This is a genomic window from Vibrio sp. QJM3NY_26, assembly GCF_057786005.1.
The window spans coordinates 419,913-441,624 of record NZ_CM173516.1; the positions used below are offsets into that span (position 1 = coordinate 419,913).

Consider the following 21,712-nt stretch of genomic DNA (forward strand, 5'->3'; position numbering starts at 1 on the left):
TAGTTTGCATTCGATCACAAAATGCGAGGTTAGAAATTCAACAAATTAAACCACTGAACACAGTGCGCAATGGATAGAGCTCATGATATAGGATTTTTCTATAGAGAGCATTAGTAATGCTATTTCCCAGTGTAAGATGAAATCACTATAGTAGGTCAATTAACTCATTAAGTGGACATTGAGATGGAACAGAAATGGTGGCATGACGCAGTGGTCTACCAAATTTACCCGCGTAGCTTTTTAGACTCGAATAATGACGGTATCGGTGACCTAAATGGAATCATCAGCAAACTCGATTACCTTAAAGAACTAGGCATTAATGTCATTTGGCTCTCTCCTGTTTATCAATCTCCAATGGACGATAACGGCTACGACATCTCCGACTACCAAGCGATTGCTGAAGAGTTTGGCACGATGGAAGAGATGAAACGCCTGATGGATGAAGCGAAAGAGCGTGACATTAAGATTGTTATGGATTTAGTGGTAAACCATACGTCAGATGAGCACCGTTGGTTCGAGCAAGCACGCTCTTCAAAAGACAATCCGTATCGAGACTATTACATTTGGCGCGATGCAAAACCGGATGGCAGCGCACCGGATGACCAAGGTTCTATCTTTGGCGGAAGTGCTTGGCAGTGGGATGAACTCACACAACAATATTACTTCCATCTATTCTCGAAACGTCAGCCAGATTTGAACTGGGAAAACCCGAAGGTTCAAGAAGAAGTTCATACTATGATGAACTGGTGGATTGACCTTGGCATCGGCGGCTTCCGCTTAGATGTGATTGATCTTATTGGTAAAGAGATCGATAAAGGAATCACTGGTAACGGACCAAGGCTGCACAAGCTATTACAACAAATGAATCAGGCGACCTTTGGTAACAAGGATTTGTTAACCGTAGGAGAAACTTGGGGCGCAACACCAGAAATAGCCAAGCTATACAGTGGACAAGATAGAAATGAACTTTCTATGGTATTCCAATTTGAGCACATTACCCTGACATGGGAAAACGGTGACAAATGGAACCCTATTCCGCTTGATCTTCGAGAGTTCAAAAATGTGCTGACCAAGTGGCAGCTTGAGCTGGCCGATGGTGGCTGGAATTCCCTTTTTTGGAACAACCACGATTTGCCACGTTTGGTTTCAAAATACGGTGATGACAAACATTTCCGAGTTGAGTCAGCAAAAATGCTGGCGACGTGTTTGCACTTCTTAAAAGGCACACCTTACATTTATCAAGGTGAAGAGATTGGCATGACCAATGTCGCTTTTGACAATCTAGACCAATATAAAGATATTGAAACGCACAATTTCTATAAAGTAAAAACGGAATCGGGTGTCACTCATGAACACATGATGGACGCCATTCACGAGAACAGCCGTGACAACGCTAGAACACCAATGCACTGGAACAACCAAACTAACGCAGGGTTCTCTGAGGGAACACCGTGGATTGAGCTGAATCCAAACTACCCAGAGATAAACGTCGAAAGTGCGTTGGCCGATCCAGGCTCAATATTTTACCACTACAAGACATTGATAGAGTTACGAAAAGCTCATCCAGCGATTGTCTACGGTTCATTTATTCCTGTTTTTGAAGAACACGACAAGGTTTTCGCCTACGTACGTGAGTTGGATGGTGAGCAGCTATTTGTCGTATGTAATTTCTCTGGTGACTCATTAACGCTTGACGTCCCTGAGCAATATCGCACTCAAACAGCAACTTGCCTAATCAACAATTATGGTGAGGTTTCGAGTCTCGACACGCAACTAAACTTAGCCCCTTATGAAGCATTCACTTTAAAGCTGTAAAGCATCAAGCTATGAAGCTATGAAGCTATGAAGCTATGAAGCTATGAAGCTATGAAGCTATGAAGCTATAGCACCATAAGAGCCAATCTCCCCGAATAAAGGCAAGGTAAACCCTTGCCTTTTTCGTTGTTCTTTAGCGCGTAAACTTAACTGTCAAAGCCGTATATCTAGCCAACATATCCGTATATTGAATCCGACATCGCATAAACCAATATACGCAACGCTCTTCTTAGCGAGCGATAGCCAAACCACCATCAATTTGTTTGAGCCCGTCTTCACATTTCTTTTCACGTTCAACATCACAAAAGCTACACCCTACCTCCTAAACACTAGGTTCACAATAATGATATAGATTTTTACTATACCTCTTAGCTGTTTACCTATTTCTCAAGAAGAGACGAAATCGATAAAATCACTCTCAGATAATAAGAACTGATAGAAGTGATTATCGTTATGGATAACCTTCTGAATATGGAATAAAACTATGAAACCTCTATTGAAAACACTGTCTATTTGTACCCTTGCTGCTCTTTTCAATGCACCTGCTTTTGCAATGGAAGAAGGTGAAATCACAATCTGGATTAACGGCGACAAAAGTTACGCAGGCCTAGCTGAAATTGGTAAGCAATTCGAAGAAGATACTGGCGTAAAAATTAACGTTCAGTACCCAGATTCATTAGAAGCGAAATTCCAACAACACGCAGCGACAGGCGGCGGCCCTGATATCATTTTTTGGGCACATGACCGTTTTGGTGGCTATGCAGAATCAGGTTTACTTCACGAACTAAACCCAAGTAAAGAGTTCAAAGAAAAGCTCGTCGACTTCAGTTGGGATGCGGTAACGGTGAATGGTAAAATTGTAGGGTACCCTCTAGCAATCGAAGCACCTTCTCTGATCTACAACAAAGACCTACTTCCAAACCCACCAAAAACATGGGAAGAGCTTGCTGCCATTCAGGAAGAGATGGCTAAGCAAAACAAAAAAGCCATCATGTGGGATGTGAAAAATGCGTACTTCACGTGGCCGATGATCTCTGCCGGTGGTGCCTTTGCGTTTGAAAAAACAGCAACAGGGTATGACGCCAAGAGCACAGGTGTTAACAATGCTGCGGGTGTTCGTGGCCTTCAATTCTTAGTTGATATGGTAAACCAAGGGGTAGTTAACCCGAATATGGATTACTCAGTAGCAGAAGCAGAATTCACCAATGGCAATGTGGCAATGACCATTAATGGCCCTTGGTCTTGGGGTAACTTAGACAAGCTTGGGGTTAATTATGGCGTTGCTGAACTGCCGACATTAAATGGCGGTAAAGGTAACCCATTTGTTGGAATCCTAAGTGCGGGTATCAATGCTGCGAGTCCAAATACTGATCTTGCTGTCGAGTTCTTAGAAAACTACCTATTCCAAGACGACGCTCTGAAAACCATGAATGATGACAAGCCTCTTGGCGCGGTGACACTAAAATCATTCCAAAAAATTCTTGAGAGCGATGATCGCATCAAATCAACCATGACGAATGCTGAAAACGGCGAAATCATGCCAAACATCCCGCAAATGACGGCTTACTGGTTCGCTGAAGGTGCGGCTATCGATAACGCAATGCAGGGTAAGCAAACCGTTAGAGAAGCACTAGACACAGCAGCGAAACAAATCACCAAATAACCTTTCTTATTATTAATATCCTATTGTCCTTTGGCACAGCGCATGCTGTGCCTTTTTTGTTTTGGAAATCAACTCGCTATGCAAATCCCTACTCTTTACCTAAAAGGTACGTTCAATGGCTGGGGGTTAGACACCCCATTGTTCAAAGAGCAAGACGGCTCTTACAGAGCAAACTTATGCTTATCTACCGACCTTTATCGCTTCAAAATTTCGGATTCAGATGGCACCAAGCAATGGACGCTTTCAGGGCATGAAAGTGAAGCCACACTCTGCGAATTAGAACAAGCAATGCCGCTTATCAACACACAAGGTATTGGCAATGATCTGCTGCTCTCTCCCGCTGTCGCTGGTCAATACTCCTTGAAGGTGCAATTCAGCGCTTCGACGCCAACGATCACCGTAACCAAGGGGGAATACAATGATCTATCAACACCTCAACGCGAGCCTATGAACACACGTCTGATAGAGGGTGAGACAGAGGAGACGCTGCCTCTCTGGCAACACCCTGAATTTGCAATGCCACATAACCAACTATTCCAAGAGCTCACCATCTCAGAGACACAGTCATTCCCGTTTGTGTTCGGGGATAATGTCGATGGTTACTATCATGGAGCAACCTATAGCTATGTAAACGGTGGTAAATATCGTCACCACCAAGGTTGGATACTGGGAACCTTCGCCAGCTATATCGACGGCAAGTTCAATAATAAGTTAGAGGCTGAACGTGCTAGCCTGACGCCTTATGGTATTGAACATCATTATGAGAATAGTCGAGAATCGCTGAGCCTGATTCAAGGTTCCAGACTCGTATCGCTTAAGGTATCGTCCAACAAACCGAGCGCTTTAAGCCTAATTCCAGAACTCAACGTACCTACGACTCACTCTAAAGTTCACATTTCAGACTCAAATATCGTAATAGAACTCAACCCTCAAGTTTGCCCAGACGGCTGCCCAAGGTTTGTCGCCATCGTGAGCAATCATGCAGTACATGCACGAGAGATCTCGCTAGACGCTCACCCTGAACTTCGCGACCTAGTTCAGCTCTCAGAGAGCAATACAAAGCTCATGCTCACGACGTCAGATAAACAAACTGAACTTGTCGTCTACCTCGGCTTTGCTGAAACTCTTGAAACCGCTAGCTCATTGGTTAATCAAGCGATCAAAAATAACGAACACGTTCTTCACCAACAGCGGATTTATGAGTTCTTAACCAATAATTATTTGTGGACCAACGACCTGGAATACAACCGAGCGGTTATGTGGTCACGTCTTGCCAGTAGAGCCTTTGTTAGCCATGAATTTGGGACCGGTATTTGGGCTGGGCTACCTTGGTTCAAAGACTGCTGGGGCCGCGATACGTTTATCGCTTTATCAGGAACAAGCTTGGTTAATGGCTTATTTAGCGAAGCCAAAGAGATAATTGAAAACTTTGCATCAATGCAGATGCTCGACGAAAGCTCCGTGAATTTTGGCCGAATCCCCAATCGCGTGACAAGTAAAACGAACATCATTTACAACACTACTGATGGCACACCGTGGATGATTCGAGAAGCTCTCGAATACATCAACTATTCTGGTGATGTGGCGTTCGCTAAGGCTATTTACCCAACCCTGAAGCGTTTCATCACAGGTGTCGAAAAACACTACTTAAGTGAAGATAGCTTGATGGCACATCGCCACCCTGATACATGGATGGATGCAAAAATTGATGGGATGACACCTTGGTCTCCTCGTGGACCTAAAGCCAATGATATCCAAGCTTTATGGTTTGAGAGCTTAAACAGTGCCATTCAACTCGCAACTTTAGTGGGCGACTCCGAAGCAGAAAAGAGCTGGACAATCCAAGCAGGAAAAGTGAAGGCAAACTTCGCAACCAAATTTTGGGATAATGAACATAATCGATTAGCCGACCATTTATCTGAAGGTGACGCTCCCGACTATAGCGTGCGTCCAAACCAACTCATGACGATTTCAATTCCTCAGAAAGTTGAGCTTAATCAGAGCGAAAGAGAGCAATACATCGTCAAGAATGCGGTCGAAAAGCTATTGTTCCCATGGGGGATCTGCTCGCTACAACAAGAGCATGTCGATTTTCACCCATATCATGACAATCAAGCCATGTACCACAAAGATGCGGCTTATCACAATGGGACGATCTGGGGGTGGAATGCAGGCTTTACCATCACTGCTCTCAACAAGTTTAAGCAGCAAGATCTCAGTTACCAGCTATCCAAAAACTTGGCAAAACAGATCCTTACACAAGGCTGTAGAGGGACAATGAGTGAAAATTTGGACGCCTACCAACTCGATGACCGCGATCTTGTAGAATCAGGCACATTTGCACAAGCCTGGTCTGTTTCAGAATACGCTCGTAACGCGCAACAGGACTATTTGGGATATTGCCCACGCTTATTGGACAATCAGATACACCTAACACCAAATTTTCCAAGTTGTTGGAGTGAATTAGTGGCTTCGTTGCCTTTCGGTCAAGGAAACCAGCTACGACTGTCATTTGAATCTGAGTGCGGTATTTCTCGCTACAAGATTCAGTCAAATCGAGAAGATACGGTAAGTTCCGAGATCACATTGGTGCTTACGTTAGACATAAACCATGAGTCTGTTGCCGTAATCTCGACACCATTAACACAATCGTTGGAGATCACGATCGACAGTCACCAACAACAGGTCACTGTAAGCAATAAACAAGCGCATATTGATATTCAACCTAAACAAAGTAATGCCATCTTAAGTGACTTACAATTTGCTAAACCTGATTTTTCCAGGAAACACCGTAGCATGTTTAACAATGACTACTTGTTGAACAAACGGAATAAACAACAGCTATCAGTAGCCAAAGACTAATTTCATTGTTAGCAAGCCGATATAAAGAAAGCCTAATCCACTTATTACTAGAAAGAGAATGGAATTAGGCCTTCTTTTATTGTCTAAAAATAAAGTCGATGAAATCAGGGAATCGTAGAGACCAAGCCGTTTCATTATGCTTATGATCTTTACCTTCTTGATAAAACAGCGTCACGTTGTGTTTTTGAGCGAGTAACTTATTCATTTCCCTTGAACCACTCAGATAAACGTCAGCAAAATCCACGCTTGTCCCTTCACGAGCTTCATTCGTTCCCATATCCATATATATGTTTGTTGGATACAGAAAGTTAAACTCTTTCATATACTCGAAGTATGAGGGTTTATTGAACCAAAACGCCGGAGAGAAGATCCCAAGCACGCCAAAGATATTCTGGTACAGTGAGCCGCCATACAAGCTTATTAACCCGCCCATGGAACTGCCAGCAAGATACGTAAACTCTCGGTTCGGCTTTGTTCTGTATGTTTGGTCTATATAAGGTTTCAATGTTTGACAGATAAACGCCATATACTCGTCCCCTTCACCACCAAATTTAAGTAGCTCATCACCAACACCCAACTCTTTTATCTCTTGATTGGCGCGCCAAGGCGAATACTCATTATAACGCTCCATGCCATCAAGCTCATGACTGCTGTCGATTGCGACAACAATTAACCCTGATAACTTACCGAGCCTTTGCATCTCATCGAGTGTCGTTTGTGCATCCCAACACATCCCATACGTCGCTGTAGACTTCTCAAAGACATTCTGTCCATCGTGCATGTATAAGACCGGATAAGCTTGTTCTGATTGTCGGTAACCCGCAGGAAGATAAATGCGGAGCGTTCGAGTTCGATTCAACTGTGGAATAAAGAACTCATCGATAATAATCAATTCAGATTGCATAACGACCTCTAAACTTGAAGCGTCTATAAATTCGGATACAAAAAACGCCCCTTTAAAGGAGCGTTCTATCTTTATCTTTATCTTTATCTTTATCTAAGCGACTAAGATACTGGGCTGCTAAACCATTCAGCCTACTAATCTATTACGTTATTAAGCTAACAAGCTATTTTGCGTTGACGGCTCGCACAAAAGCTTCTTGTGCGCCTTCAACATTAAGTGCCTTCGCTTCATCTAGCAAACCTAAAGCTTTCGGTATGTCACCCGATTTCACCGAATTTTGTATAGCGGACAAATAGAAGTCTTTTGTCTCTTGCTGCACACGTATCTGCGTGTCTGCTTTCTTCGGTGCTACTGCTGTAGTCGTTGCCAGAGCGACAGGTGCCGCAACAGCAGCCACTGGTACTACAGCAGGTTTAGCACGGTAAGGGCGAAGCTTTAGAGTTTCTACTTCTAACTCTAGACGACCACCTAGTTGATTGGTGTATACAGGATCGGTGACCATAGGCATCACTTCACCAAACTCTTTCGCACGAACTTTCGCAGGATGATCAACTTTAATCGCTTTTCCTAGCTCATCAGCTGGTGTGTAGATAATGATGTAAGGTGTTTTACTTGCATCAACACGTAAGCGTTCAATGTAACTAGTGCGTGTAAACGCATCGGATGCCTGAACTTTAAAGTCTTCAAACTTCAATGTTTGCAATGGCTTAAAGTTCTCATCGAGAAGTATAGCTTCTGGAGCAAAAACCGAATCATCGATCATCAAACTGGATAGCTTAACTACCATCTCACCTGAGCGTTCGCTGAACTTGAACGCTGCAAAGTGGCTATTACCGGTCGTAAATGTACCGACAGGTGAACCCAAGTCGATATCAAATTTTAAATCTTCATTGTTATTTAATCGAGCGTATGGGAATTGCGAAAAATCGCTGCAGCATACTTCTGCATTAGTAGGTGCATCTAATTTAGTTTGAACCTGAGCATCTGAAGCACAACCGCTTAGCAAGGCACCTAGTACCACGGCTAACATAGAGCTTTTATTTGTCATTTTAATCTCTCTTACTATTGGTTGTTTGGGGGAAACGGAAAAAGGCAGCCAATTGGCTGCCTTATACTGTAAATGGTTTAGAACCAAATTTCAGTGTGCACACCGAATACAAACTGGTCATTACCGCTTTCGATACCAATTTGCTTAGCACTTGCATCGTCATCAGCTTTGATGTAGCTGATGTAAGGTTTTACCTGTGGACGACCGAAGTAATCTGAGTTTGCCGTAAATGCTGTAGCAATCTCTAAGTTAATGATGTTACTTTCTACATCGTCACCTGTACGACCCCAGTAACCTTCATCACCTTCTTCGTGACCGTAAGAAGCTGTTGCTTCTAGACGAATGTTGTCATTCAGTTTGTAAGAAGGACGAGCTGCAACAATATAACGTGTTAGACCTTTAGCGCCCCAAAGTTCGTCAAGAGCTGTGATATATGTCGCTTCTGTACCAAGCTGCCATCTTTCTGAGATGTTTAGCACACCGTAAGAAGTCAAGAATAGAGACTCGGCATCATCATTACCGCCAGACCAGCCACCGAAGTTAACACCACGGTTTTGCATTACACCAGTACCGTATGCAATCGCGTTTTGTGTCCAACCGTCTAGGCCGTAGTAGCTTGTATTAAGCGTTACAGATGCACCGATACCGTCTTCGTTTTCATCGCCGTTTACAACTTTCTGACCGTATTTCAAATCAAAGTCTAGAGAGCCAATACCTGCATCTACTCCGTAGTAATATAAGTCTACAGAAGAAGCAGTAGTGCGCTCTGCACCTGGAGTTGAAGAACCAGCATCAGGGTCAGCCATTACATATGCGATACCAGCTGTGTTGCCACCTAACTTAGTTTGAATACCTGCACCGATACCAGATGATTGTTTCCAGAACTCACCAGACAAAATACCTGCAGCACGGTTTAAGAAGCGTTGACCACCCCAGATTGAAGTGTCGTCACCTAGAATACCACCTAACTCAACATATGCTTCTTTTACTTCAAATTGTGCTGTGGTGTTATCTTTTTGGCTACCGGATGAAGAGTAAGCGTAAGAGTTACCATTACCATACTCAGTACGTAGAACGTAGTCAGCCCAAACACCATTTTGGTATTCAGAGTGCTTCTTAACTACAAACTCAACTTGGTTTGTACTCTTACCGTGAGTACCAGCCGTTTTGTAATCTGGCTTACCAAATTCAGTGTCTACTGTTTTACCATCTACTACACGAACGTTGGAAGACATATAACCATGCACTTCCCAACCGTCAGCGATAACATCAGTAGGGTTTTTCACCTCTACTTCCATTGCAGAGTCACCGCTTGTTACATCCAGTGCAACTTCATTCTCAGCAAATGCAGAACCAGCCATAAGTGCAGTAGTCACCGCTGCAGCAATCAAACTTACTTTTTTCATTCTTAACTCCATTAAGGACGATTTATTATTAGGTTTTATATTTTTGCTCTCTTGCGACAACCAAAGGCAGTTATGGCGGACGTAAGATAGAGAGGTTTAGGGTTGCCCCTGATTCGTTTCAACGGAGCCAATATTAAGAGGGGATGACAAGTTTGACTTCCTCCGCCCTGAACTAAATTAAGGGGGATGAGAAGGGAGTAGAAATTATACGGAACGGTGTTTACAGGAGTTAGATCACTTAATCTAGGAGGAGTAGGCAGCACACAGATCTAATTATTCACCTTAAGTGAGATCTACTTCAAATATATAATTTGAACCTAATCGGTAAATTATTTTTTTAACAATAATTATTCTGTGAAGTTGCTTGACCTTACTGTGACAAAGCTTTTTACTTATAGTTCACTGATGTCGATAAACGAACAAGAAATCAAGCAATGACTAGAACGCTCGCTCGCCCTTATCCGCTAGGCGCAACGCTAGGTAACACTGGCTGCAACTTCTCAATTTTTTCTCCTGACTGTAAATCACTTTCCCTCGCACTCTTTGACGAGAACGATGAGTTCACCACTTATAAGTTGGAAAATGAATACGCTGATATCAGATATGTGTTTATCGACGGTATAAAAGCAGGACAAAAATACGGCTTCATTGCTGAAACTGAAAATGGTCCAATCCTACTTTCAGACCCTTACGCTAAAGCAATCAGCGAACCGCTCGATTACGTCACGCCGTATACCAATGAAAAAAGCTTTTCGATGGCGAAATGTGTTGTTATTGATGACACTTTCGATTGGCAAGATGTAGACAAGCCGCGTATTAGCCGAGAAGAGACCGTTCTTTTCGAAACCCATGTAAAAGGCCTATCTAAGCTTCACCCTGAAGTCGCGCCCCATACTAAAGGCCGTTACTTAGGGTTAGTTAGCCCTGAAATGCTCGCGTTCTACAAACAGCAAAATATCAACTCTCTACAACTTTTACCTATTGCTGCATGCATGCATGAGCCTCACCTACTAGATATGGGGAAAGTGAACTATTGGGGTTACAACCCATACTTATTCATGGTGCCTGACCCACGCTACGCCGAAAAGGACGCCGTGAATGAGCTCAAAACTGCGATTCGCGAACTGCACCGTAATGGCATCGAGGTCATTCTAGACGTCGTGTACAACCACACAGCAGAAGGCGGTGAAGGTGGAACTACCTTCAACCTAAAAGCACTGGATAGTCGCTACTACATTAAACATGGTTGTCATTATGCGAACTTTACTGGTTGCGGTAATACGGTCGACCTAACCCACCAGCCAGCACTCAACTTAGTGATGGATACGCTTCGCTATTGGGTTAATGAGTTTAAAGTTGATGGCTTCCGCTTTGATTTAGCAGCAACGCTAGGCCGTGAAGGCGATAATTACAATCCTGAGGCCGCTTTCTTCAAAGCCGTTGCTCAAGATCCTGTACTTAAAGAAACCAAGTTAATTGCGGAACCTTGGGACATCGGCCCGAATGGCTACCAAGTTGGTAATTTTCCTTTAGGTTGGAATGAGTGTAACGACAAGCTCAGAGACATTACACGCAGCTTCTGGCGCGGTGATCAAGGCTATCTGAAAGAGTTTGCAACTCGCTTGATGGGATCGCGTGATATCTACAGTGCAGCGCACTGGCCGTACAAATTGACCGTCAACTACATCACTTACCATGACGGCTTCACCATGCAGGATCTTGTTTCTTACAAGCACAAGCATAATGAAGAAAATGGTGAGAACAATCGCGATGGGCACGGCGACAATCGCTCTGAAAACTATGGCGTTGAAGGCGAAACCGAAAACCTATTGGTCGTCGCAACACGTGAAAAGCAGAAGCGTAACTTCATGGCAAGCCTGCTGTTCGCCTTTGGTATTCCGCATATTCTGACGGCTGATGTGTTATCTCATACTCAAAAGGGTAACAACAACGCTTACTGCCAAGACGGCGTAACCAGCTGGCTGAACTGGGAAGATTCTGAGCGTAAGACTTACTTCAAGACTTGGCTGTCTGAGATGATATCCGCACGTCAGCAATACATGGTGCCTTTTATTAAGGCATTCAGTGGCGAAAAGCGTAACTCTAACCGCATCTTCTGGAGCCGTGTCGATGGCACTCTCATGGAGCATGATGATTGGAACCGTTTAAGCTCGGTTGCGTTGCATTTAGGTATTGGTAAAGATGGTGACGAGTTGATCTATCTGATCAACCAAACCAACGCACCTGCGCGTTTTTCTTTACCTAGTGACCGTGAGCAAAACTGGGTGACTATCTGCGATACTAACCTAAGAAATGTAAAACCAGGTCATGCTGAAGGTGAAATGCTGTTATCTCCAGCTTCAATGGCGATTCTGCACTATTCGCCAGACAAGACTGATTTGATTTAAGTTAAAAGCTAAGCCAGCTTAATAAACCACCAGAAACCATAGGAGCCAGTTATGTTTATGACTGGCTTTTTTGTTAGCCGAATATCAGAAAAGTCATTCATTTATATGGAATCATTTGCATTGATGTGATTACAAAAACTGTTTAGTATGGCCGTACTATAAAAATGAATCTATAACGTCTTTGGATATCATGGCTTTACCTAAAACATTAATTCGGCTTTTTAAACCATACATTATTTTATTAACTGGAGGGATGCTCTATCTTGCTGTGGCTCAACTTGAAAAAGTAGAAACAGCAGCAACCGAACAATCATCATCAAATATTCGAATCGCAAGCTCCACGATTCGTTCCAACATCGAAGCCACATTTGGCAAGCTCTATTTTCTAGAAACCAGTCTAGGCTTACCTCAAACGGCTCCAATCGGTGACCGAAAATTCAGAGAACTGAGTGATAACATTCTAAAAAGAACACCTAACTTCTCCGATATCATTCGATACCAACCTAAAACCCAACAATATATATCAAGTCGTGGCTTACCTATTTCCAATGAACAAGTTGGCTCCATCAAATGGAACCCAATAGACAGTGTTGTTGACGATTTTTATATCTCTTCTATTTATCAAAAGCCCGATGGTCGTTGGGTATTCGCGGTAAAACATACAGCGGAAAGATTGAACGAAGAGATATGGATTGAGTTTGATCTATTGCACACAACCCAAGGATTAAGAGACTTAAAAACGCTTAATCACGGCTATGTGTTTGTGGTTGATCGAGCAACAGAACGACTTGTCTTTCACCCTAATCCGAAACGTATCGGCTCTAAATCTATCAGCTACCACGCTGGAATAAGCCACCAACTCTCGCAAGGCGAAACCGTCGGTAAACACGAATACTACTATCAAGATAACTTCAAAATATCGGTATTTGACGCTGACAATAGCTTGAACTGGGTGTTCATCGCAGGTACCGATCGTCATGATATCCTAACCAGCTCATATCAATTCACATTAACTGGTGTCGTACTTGGTTCTCTGATTCTGTTGTGGGTTGGGGCAAACTATTTGTCTTATCGCTTGAACGTATCTTTATCTCAACTGAATAAGGTCGATGACCTCGTAAGCTTTAAACGAGAGTTGAAATCCATACTGGCTAGCTTTACTTACCAAAAAGGCATTCAATTCTGTCTCTATCAGCCTGAAAACCACACATTCAGTACCATCGACTATCACGGAAACAAATCAACGGTACATTGTGACAAGGCCCTTGCAGAACGATTTACACCAGACACCATGGCTTATCGAAGTGGTAAGTACGCTGATCCGCTGGCATGTAAACTCAAAATACACCAACGTCACTACTGCATTCCTTTGCACTCTCGCAAACAGTTGGTCGCAGTGCTTTATGTGAACGCGAACTTACCGATCAGCCAGAGTATTCTGCGTATGATCAGAGATTACACTGAGGTCTCGCTGTCTAACTTACTGCTCCACCATCAATTGAGCAGTAAAGATCTGATGACTCAGTTGGACAACAAAAGCAGTTTCAATATCGCACTGGAAAACTACGCCGACGAGCCAGATACCTATGTTGCTCTGCTCGACATCGATAACTTTGACCACGTTAATCGCGCCTATGGTGAAGCGGTCGGTGACAAGATGATCAAGCTGACTGCAGAAGCGATACGCTCATACTTCCCTAAGCCTAAAGGGCTTTGTCTTGCACGTATTGGAGGCAAGGAGTTCGCTGTATTGTTCAAAGCAAATGATGTGAAGGATGCCAAATTCCAGCTCGACCAATGTCGAATTGGAGTTAGTGATCAAGCCGTTACCACACCAGATATCACGTTATCATTAGGTGTCAGCGTCGGATTCTCGCAAATAGTAGGTGAAACAGATTCGGCTTTAGCGCTTGCAGAACAGGCGAAACTCATCGCTCAGCAGCTCGGAAAGAACCGAGTGGAAGGACATATAAGAGCTGTCGCGCAAGCTTCATAACACGCCGCAGATTCGTATGTGCACACAAAGCACCTAGGATTCACACCCTAGGTGCTTTTGTTTTTATGGAAAGTCATTACAATGCGCCTTCGACACGACAATATTCCCTTTCTAACGACACGAACCTTATGAAGCTAAGTAACCGACTGCAAACTCTCCACTCCCTTGTCAACAATGACTACCAACATATTTGGGACTGCTGCTGCGATCATGGATTTTTGGGCGTTCAACTGTTGTCGGATAATAGAGCGCCTCAGATTCACTTTGTCGATATTGTCCCGTCTCTGATGAATGAACTGGAAGACAAGCTAACTCGTTACTTTCCCCAAGATAATTCAGACCAACAAACGGTTACCAGCCGATGGCAAGTTTACTGCATGGATGTCGCTGCTATTCCGCTCCAGAAACATACTGGTAAACACCTGGTTATTATCGCGGGCGTCGGTGGCGATCTCACGCAGAAGCTCGTCGACGACATTCATCGCCAACATCCAGACAAAGATATCGATTTTTTGCTTTGCCCAGTCCATCAGCAGTTCGAGCTAAGAAGTCATTTAAAAGCGCTCAAGCTCGGCCTGATTGACGAAGTGTTGATTGAAGAGAACCGTCGTTACTACGAAATTTTATTGATTAGTAATAACCAAGGTGATGCTGAAAAGAGCCAAAACGTTAACGAGATATCAAACGTCGGTGACAAGATCTGGGCACCAAGCTGTGATGAACAAATGAAAGTATCACAGCAATACAAAGCCAAAACATTGCAGCATTACTTACGCATCCATCAAGGGCAAGAGAAGCAAGGCAAACCGAGCCAAGTGAAACACATCATCGATGCTTACCAAGCGATTTAGCTTTGTACTCACTTTGAGCGTATTCACTTTAAAGAGTTAAGAACATAGTAAGCACTAACTTCATTGTTCAAAGCCCATACAGCAGATTCAATAAAAAAGCCGACAGTTCAATGAACTATCGGCTTTTTTGATGCTATTTGTTTGGTTTGATCTTACTGCGCTTGCTTCTTATGAACCGCATCAACCGCATCAACCGCATCAACCGCATCAACCGCATCAACCGCATCAACCGTATCAACCGTATCAAGAGCATAAACCGTATCGAGATACTCGTCTTTCTCTTTCCACGTGTTGTTCAACCAACTGTGGAAACGACGCTTAAACGCTTTGTCTTCAAAGTAATTGCCGTTCACGTTCTCATCCATCGGATGCAATTTAATACGCACGACCACCTTCTTCATCTTACCTTTCAGCATGTCTTCAAACGGAGAAGTCTGATTCTCTGGGTAAGCCAAAGTAACATCGACGATACCATCTAGGATTGGGCCCATTGCAGACAGAGCAAACGCCACACCGCCGGTTTTTGGCTTGAGTAGATGTCGATACGGTGTTTTCGCTGTCGCCAGTTTCTCGTGATTGGCACGTGTCCCTTCGACAAAGTTGACCAATGTTGTTGGTGCCCATTTGAACTTAGTGCATGCCTTGTTGATTGCGTCGAAGTCATCATTACGGCGCTCAGGGTTACGAATCAAAAACTCACGCGAGTGGCGTCTCATGAACGGCATATCCAAGCCCCAGCAGGCCAATCCAACAAAGGGAACATACAACAGTTCGTGCTTGAGGAAGAACTTAGTCATTGGCATCTTGTCTTTCAAGATTGAAGACAAAATCACGATATCCGCCCAGCTCAGGTGATTCGACATCATCAGGTACCACTGCTTAGTCGAGATATCTTCCCCTCCTTCGACTTGCCACTCGATATCGTTATTCACATTCAACATCCAAAGGTTAAGCGAAGCCCAACACCAAAACGTGAAATTCGCTAAACGAGTACATGACTTTTGAACAATAGAGATTGGAAGAATCAGTTTGATGAGGCCAAAGAAGCTCACGGTAAACGCAGTCATTGCGGTATTGATAGTCACGAACAATACGTTCAAGACCATACGAAGATTATCAAGCATAAAACACGGCTATATTGAGATCGAAAGCCGACATTATACTCATCTGTAAATTATTCTCTTCAGTTATTGGTGGAATCGTTCAAGGGTCAAACCACTCATTGAGATTGATCAAGCTCAATTCAAAAATTAGCCATAGCAAAGCCACCAAGATCCAACTCTCAACAAGAACAAAAAAGACCACAAGAAGTCATTAAGACTCAATTATAAGTGTGTATTTTTGACTCCATTAAAAGTAATCCCTCTTAACAATTTAGTATTGATAAGCATTCTCATTATTGGCATGGTACATGCAACTCCAAAAAGTAAGATAGTTGAGTATCCTTAATGAGATAACTTCTCTACATAAAGGTGATGATATGACAGATATTCCTCATGGTTTGGTAACAGGAAAAGTAACACACAAGACAGAATGGACCGATCAATTGTTCTCGCTTCAAGTCAGTGCACCAGTCTCACCCTACCAAGCGGGTCAATTCACAAAGTTGGGTTTACTCAACAGTGAAGATGAGTTTGTTCGACGCGCTTATTCAATGGTGAATGCGCCAGAACACACAAAAGGTCATCAGCATTTAGAGTTTTTGATTGTTAAGGATCAAAACGGCCAGCTCTCTCCTCAACTTCATGAGTTGAAGGTCGGCGATGACATATTTGTCGGCAAAGACCCTAGTGGATTTATGACATTAGATGAGATCCCTGAGATCGCAGACGATCTATGGATGCTATCGACAGGAACCGCGGTTGGTCCATTTATCTCTATGCTCGAAAGTATGCAAATACAGCAGCAAAATGGCTCAGATGTCGAAAAAGTAATGTCATTCAAGAACCTTGTACTGGTTCATGCCGTAAGAACAGAACAAGACCTGACTTATCGAGACCGTATCGCTCAACTCGTTAATCACTTCCAAGGGAAACTACAATATGTGCCAATTATTTCTAGAGAATCAGTCACCGGAACTTTGCGCGGACGAATCCCAAGCTTGTTACTTGGAGGCGACCTTGAGCAAACCACGTCTGTCGCTTTCAATCAAACCCGCAGTTTTTTCTACCTTTGTGGCAATCCGCAAATGGTTCGCGACACAAGTGAAGCACTAACCAGCTTAGGTTTCGAGAAGCACTTACGCCGAAAGCCCGGCCAATTCAGCAGTGAAAACTACTGGTAATCACGGTCACCAATTCAATCAAAGCTAAAGCTTGTATTCAAAATACAGGCAGATAAGAGGTTTCATATGAGTCATTTACGTATTCCGTCACACTGGAAAATTCAACGTTCAACGCCATTTTTCACCAAAGACAACATACCGGCTGCGCTTCTCAATCATCACAACACCGCAGAAGGTGTATTCGGCCAGATCTGCGTAATGGAAGGTACCGTCACTTTCTACGGTTTTGCCGGTGCAGACGCAACGGAACCAGAAAATGTTATCACGATCCAAGCAGGGCAATTTGCCACAAGTCCACCTCAATATTGGCATCGAGTAGAGCTGAGTGACGACGCGCAATTCAACATTAACTTCTGGTCAGAAAAAGAGACCAAGAAGATGTTCAACACCCGAAAGTAAGATCCATTCAATATTGATGAACTTATAAGCAAGCTACTTCGTAGTGTGATTTTTAATGTTCAAGAAGTGATGATAGAAGATCAAATAACCATAGTAATTACAGTGACTAATGGTGATAGACAAGACAAAAAAACTCTAGCACACTGGACAAAGTTATTAGTTTTAATCCCGTTTCAGATAATGAATAAGTGGATTATTTATATTTTAGGTAAGAGAGGAAGCCATGCTCAACATTGCTTTTTTTAGCTCAAAATCATACGACGAAAAATCATTTGAACTTGCAAAAGGCGAACTCAACGCCGAGTTCCATTTTCACGATTTTCGACTCACTACAACAACAGCAAAAATGGCGCACGACAACGAAGTCGTTTGTGCGTTTGTAAACGATGACCTATCGCGAGATGTGCTAGAGATTCTAGCAAAAGGCGGCACTAAGCTGATTGCGATGCGCTGCGCGGGCTTTGATAAAGTCGACTTAGACGCAGCCAAAGAGTTTGGTCTGCAAGTCGTTCGTGTCCCTGCTTATTCTCCCGAGTCTGTAGCAGAACACACCGTCGGTATGATGATGTGTTTGAACCGCAAGTTACACAAAGCATACCAACGTACTCGTGATGCGAACTTCTCTCTTGAGGGACTAGTTGGCTTCAACTTCCACGGTAAAACCGTTGGTGTAATTGGTTCAGGAAAGATTGGCTTAGCGACGATGCGTATTCTGAAAGGTTTAGGCATGAACATCTTGTGCTACGACCCGTACCCAAATCCTTTGGCAAAAGAACTGGGTGCTAAATACGTAGAGCTCGATGAGCTTTACCAAGAATCTGACGTGATTTCTCTGCATTGCCCAATGAGTAAAGAGAACTACCACCTGTTGGATGCAACGGCATTTGGCAAAATGAAAGATGGCGTGATGATCGTCAACACCAGTCGCGGTGAACTGCTTGATTCGACAGCCGCAATTGAAGCGCTGAAACAGAGCAAGATTGGTGCGCTTGGCCTTGATGTTTATGACAACGAGAAAGAGCTATTCTTCCAAGATAAATCTAACGATGTGATTGTCGATGACGTATTCCGTCGCCTATCCGCTTGTCACAACGTGTTGTTCACCGGTCACCAAGCCTTCTTAACTAAAGATGCTCTGTTCAACATTGCCAATACAACTCTAACCAGCGTTGATGCTTTCTTTGCAGGCAACACCAGCGGCAACGAACTGGTTTAACAACAAATTGAGTTAATAGCAGACTGAGTTAAAAACAAACTAGCTCCACAAATACAAAGCCACGCTATTCCTAAGTGAACAGCGTGGCTTTTTCGTTTATCTAGTATTCAAAAACAGTTCCTAGACGCAGAAATGACAATCCTCGACATCCAAACCATAAACGCCTTTGCGAATGGCCAGATGTTCTGCACCAGCCTTCACGCCCATCTCATAACCTGCATCCAAGATACTTTGATCCATAGTGAGTCGCTTCACCTCAAACGCTTCTGGTGGCGCAATCACCTTGATGGTCGCATCTTTTGGAGGATTACGAATAAACTCCAAAGATTGGTTGTAGTTTTCAGCACGCACCGCCATCGACTCCGCAATATTTGGGAATTTCTTTAACAGCTTTTTCAGCATCCACTGATACTTCTGCGGCTTCATTCGGTAGCTAAGTGGGTGGGATAGAATCACAGTAATATCGCGTGCACCACGTCGGTATGCTTCACGCACTGGAATCGAATCAGCCACGCCACCATCGGTATAACAGCCGCCAGAGAAGCACGGTGTTTCACGATAAGCAATCGGTAGCGCCGTTGTCGCTTCAACCACATTAGAAAGGTTTTCAGGCTTGATATGATAGTAATCCGCACTGCCAGTATCGACGTTCGTTACAGCAGCAACTAAGGGAACACTTGAGAACAGCTCACCGCAATCGAGCGGATAACGTTGGTTAGATTCATCCCACAACCACTTAACGTCGACCAAATTGCCACCTTTAGCAAAGCGAGTTGGATTAAAGAAGGTTTTGTCGGTCGCCATGGTAGTAATCACGTTATAGCTGCGTTTTGGTGCTTGAGATAAGTAACCAACCAAATTCGACACACCCGCAGATACACCAATGGCAAAATCATAAGGACGGAAGTCGTCTTGCATAAAGGCGTCCAACACTCCGGCAGCGAAGATGCCTCTCATAGCCCCACCTTCAACGATTAATGCGCTTTTACTCATCTCAAACTCTATTACTTTATAAACTGATAGACGTAGGATAATCCCGTCCATTTTATAAAGATAATGGGATGTGTTTATCAATTCGATAGGCAAAAACTATCAATAGAAATAGTGCTAATTTTCAAGTAATTGGTACTACTTACATGACTCACCTAATACACAGCATGATCAAAAAAGGCCGTTGAGTGATTCACTCAACGGCCTTTCATTTAACTAATCAAATTTATTGATTACGACTTAAATTCGCTCACATCGATTTCAAGCAATTTACCAATGCCTTCACCGTATGCAGGGTCAGCTTTGTAACAGTGTCTTAGGTGACGCAGTTGAATCTCTTTTGGCACGCCGCCTAGGTTACGAGCAGTGTTATCAAACAGAATCGCTTGCTTCTCTGGTGTCATTAGACGGAACAAGTCACCTGGTTGCGAGAAGTAATCTTCATCTTCGCGGTGATCCCAGTGTGCCGCTGCGCCATCTAGGTTCAATGCTGGTTCAGCAAAGTCTGGTTGCTCTGCCCATTGGCCTTCGTTGTTTGGCTCATAGCCTAATGTGCTGCCAAAGTTACCATCGACACGCATCGCACCATCACGGTGGTAGCTGTGTACAGGACAACGAGGTGCGTTCACTGGGATATGCTGATGGTTAACACCCAAACGGTAACGCTGCGCATCACCATAAGCAAACAAACGACCTTGTAGCATTTTGTCTGGCGAGAAGCTAATACCCGGAACTACGTTCGCCGGGTTGAATGCCGACTGCTCTACTTCTGCGAAGAAGTTTTGCGGGTTACGGTTCAATTCAAACTCACCTACCTCAATTAATGGGTAATCCGCGTGTGGCCAGATCTTAGTCAAATCGAATGGGTTGTAAGACACTTTCGCTGCGTCTGCTTCTGGCATCACTTGTACTTTCAACGTCCATTTCGGGAAATCTTGGTTGTCGATGCTGTCTAATAAATCACGTTGGTGGCTCTCGCGATCATTACCGATCAATTGTCCGGCTTCTGCATCAGATAAGTTCTTAATGCCTTGCTGAGATTTGAAGTGGAATTTCACCCAGAAACGCTCGTTGTCTGCGTTAATAAAGCTGAACGTGTGGCTACCAAAACCGTGCATGTGGCGGTAAGTAGCAGGGATACCACGGTCACTCATTACGATGGTGATTTGGTGAAGCGCTTCAGGTAGAGAAGTCCAGAAATCCCAGTTGTTCTTTGCACTGCGCATGTTGGTGCGCGGGTCACGCTTAACCGCATGGTTTAGATCTGGGAACTTAAGAGGATCACGAAGGAAGAATACTGGGGTGTTGTTACCCACCATGTCCCAGTTACCTTCTTCAGTATAAAACTTCAATGCAAAGCCACGGATATCACGCTCAGCATCAGCGGCGCCGCGCTCACCGGCAACCGTTGTAAAACGAGCAAATAGGTCGGTCTTTTTGCCTATTTCAGAAAACAGCTTTGCCTTGGTGTACTTTGTGATGTCGTGTGTAACAGTAAATGTACCGTAAGCGCCTGAACCTTTCGCGTGCATACGACGCTCTGGAATCACTTCGCGGTCAAAATGCGCCATTTTTTCTAAAAACCAAACATCTTGAAGAAGTTGAGGACCGCGTTTACCCGCAGTTTGAACATTCTGGTTATGAGCCACAGGACAACCTGCAGCTGTAGTTAGTTTTTTACTCATGATCTATTCCTTAAGGTCCAAAGATGCAGCAATAGCAATGCACCTTGATATTTATACTGGCTCCCTTTCAAAAGCCCCTAAAATACTATGGATATAGAATAGACCTCTAATGGCATAAAATATAATCGTTTGTATTTATCGTTATAATCTATAAAACCTATTAATCGGCCAACTTAGAAACAACG

General features: G+C 43.6%; 15 protein-coding genes. 9 read left to right on the forward strand and 6 right to left on the reverse strand.

Annotated features, from left to right (window positions below; translation table 11 throughout):
• The first annotated feature begins 183 nt into the window (after positions 1–183).
• The 3 genes from AC3CH4_RS17235 (at position 184) to AC3CH4_RS17245 (ending at position 6,340) form a co-directional block, all read left to right on the forward strand.
• Entirely contained in the window at positions 184–1,815 is a 1,632-nt protein-coding gene (locus tag AC3CH4_RS17235) for a glycoside hydrolase family 13 protein (RefSeq protein WP_171310904.1), read from the forward strand.
• 484 nt (positions 1,816–2,299) lie between these two features.
• Positions 2,300–3,478, forward strand: a complete 1,179-nt coding sequence (gene malE / locus AC3CH4_RS17240; protein WP_488544120.1) for a maltose/maltodextrin ABC transporter substrate-binding protein MalE — start codon at positions 2,300–2,302, stop codon at positions 3,476–3,478.
• Between the two features lie 30 nt (positions 3,479–3,508).
• Positions 3,509–6,340 carry an amylo-alpha-1,6-glucosidase gene (locus tag AC3CH4_RS17245; RefSeq protein WP_017092686.1) on the forward strand — a complete coding sequence of 944 codons (2,832 nt, stop codon included), beginning with the start codon at positions 3,509–3,511 and terminating at the stop codon, positions 6,338–6,340.
• A 76-nt stretch (positions 6,341–6,416) separates the two neighbouring features.
• On the opposite strand, the gene AC3CH4_RS17250 is transcribed toward AC3CH4_RS17245, so the two are convergent.
• The 3 genes from AC3CH4_RS17250 to AC3CH4_RS17260 all read right to left on the reverse strand — a co-directional run bounded on the left by AC3CH4_RS17250 (position 6,417) and on the right by AC3CH4_RS17260 (position 9,698).
• A complete protein-coding gene (locus AC3CH4_RS17250) occupies positions 6,417–7,244 on the reverse strand; it encodes an alpha/beta hydrolase (RefSeq protein WP_488544121.1) in 828 nt (275 codons plus the stop codon).
• A 163-nt stretch (positions 7,245–7,407) separates the two neighbouring features.
• Entirely contained in the window at positions 7,408–8,292 is an 885-nt protein-coding gene (locus AC3CH4_RS17255; RefSeq protein WP_488544122.1) for a MalM family protein, read from the reverse strand.
• Between the two features lie 77 nt (positions 8,293–8,369).
• Positions 8,370–9,698, reverse strand: coding sequence for a carbohydrate porin (locus tag AC3CH4_RS17260; protein ID WP_108192280.1), 1,329 nt, complete (start codon positions 9,696–9,698; stop codon positions 8,370–8,372).
• Positions 9,699–10,132: 434 nt separating this feature from the next.
• Here AC3CH4_RS17260 and glgX point away from each other — a divergent pair, with 434 nt between their 5' ends.
• The 3 genes from glgX to AC3CH4_RS17275 all read left to right on the forward strand — a co-directional run bounded on the left by glgX (position 10,133) and on the right by AC3CH4_RS17275 (position 14,953).
• Entirely contained in the window at positions 10,133–12,106 is a 1,974-nt protein-coding gene (gene glgX, locus AC3CH4_RS17265) for a glycogen debranching protein GlgX (protein ID WP_488544123.1), read from the forward strand.
• 253 nt (positions 12,107–12,359) lie between these two features.
• Positions 12,360–14,102 (forward strand): sensor domain-containing diguanylate cyclase, encoded by a 1,743-nt coding sequence (locus tag AC3CH4_RS17270; protein ID WP_488544124.1) that lies wholly within the window; start codon positions 12,360–12,362, stop codon positions 14,100–14,102.
• A 128-nt stretch (positions 14,103–14,230) separates the two neighbouring features.
• Positions 14,231–14,953 carry a tRNA (adenine(22)-N(1))-methyltransferase gene (locus AC3CH4_RS17275; protein WP_146455584.1) on the forward strand — a complete coding sequence of 241 codons (723 nt, stop codon included), beginning with the start codon at positions 14,231–14,233 and terminating at the stop codon, positions 14,951–14,953.
• Positions 14,954–15,105: 152 nt separating this feature from the next.
• On the opposite strand, the gene yihG is transcribed toward AC3CH4_RS17275, so the two are convergent.
• Positions 15,106–16,077 carry a 1-acylglycerol-3-phosphate O-acyltransferase, YihG family gene (gene yihG, locus AC3CH4_RS17280; protein ID WP_488544125.1) on the reverse strand — a complete coding sequence of 324 codons (972 nt, stop codon included), beginning with the start codon at positions 16,075–16,077 and terminating at the stop codon, positions 15,106–15,108.
• 356 nt (positions 16,078–16,433) lie between these two features.
• Between yihG and AC3CH4_RS17285 the strand changes: the two genes are divergently transcribed.
• From AC3CH4_RS17285 to AC3CH4_RS17295, 3 genes are all read left to right on the forward strand, one after another.
• Positions 16,434–17,237, forward strand: coding sequence for a ferredoxin--NADP reductase (locus AC3CH4_RS17285; protein ID WP_488544126.1), 804 nt, complete (start codon positions 16,434–16,436; stop codon positions 17,235–17,237).
• A gap of 66 nt (positions 17,238–17,303) precedes the next feature.
• Entirely contained in the window at positions 17,304–17,636 is a 333-nt protein-coding gene (locus tag AC3CH4_RS17290) for a TehB family protein (RefSeq protein ID WP_146455003.1), read from the forward strand.
• 223 nt (positions 17,637–17,859) lie between these two features.
• Positions 17,860–18,852, forward strand: coding sequence for a 2-hydroxyacid dehydrogenase (locus tag AC3CH4_RS17295; RefSeq protein WP_052879196.1), 993 nt, complete (start codon positions 17,860–17,862; stop codon positions 18,850–18,852).
• Between the two features lie 120 nt (positions 18,853–18,972).
• On the opposite strand, the gene AC3CH4_RS17300 is transcribed toward AC3CH4_RS17295, so the two are convergent.
• Both AC3CH4_RS17300 and katE2 read right to left on the reverse strand, forming a co-directional pair.
• Positions 18,973–19,845, reverse strand: a complete 873-nt coding sequence (locus tag AC3CH4_RS17300; RefSeq protein WP_488544127.1) for a patatin-like phospholipase family protein — start codon at positions 19,843–19,845, stop codon at positions 18,973–18,975.
• A gap of 230 nt (positions 19,846–20,075) precedes the next feature.
• The gene (gene katE2 / locus AC3CH4_RS17305; protein WP_102339972.1) at positions 20,076–21,527 is read right to left on the reverse strand and encodes a catalase KatE2; all 1,452 of its coding nucleotides are present in this window, start codon (positions 21,525–21,527) and stop codon (positions 20,076–20,078) included.
• Positions 21,528–21,712 lie beyond the last annotated feature (185 nt).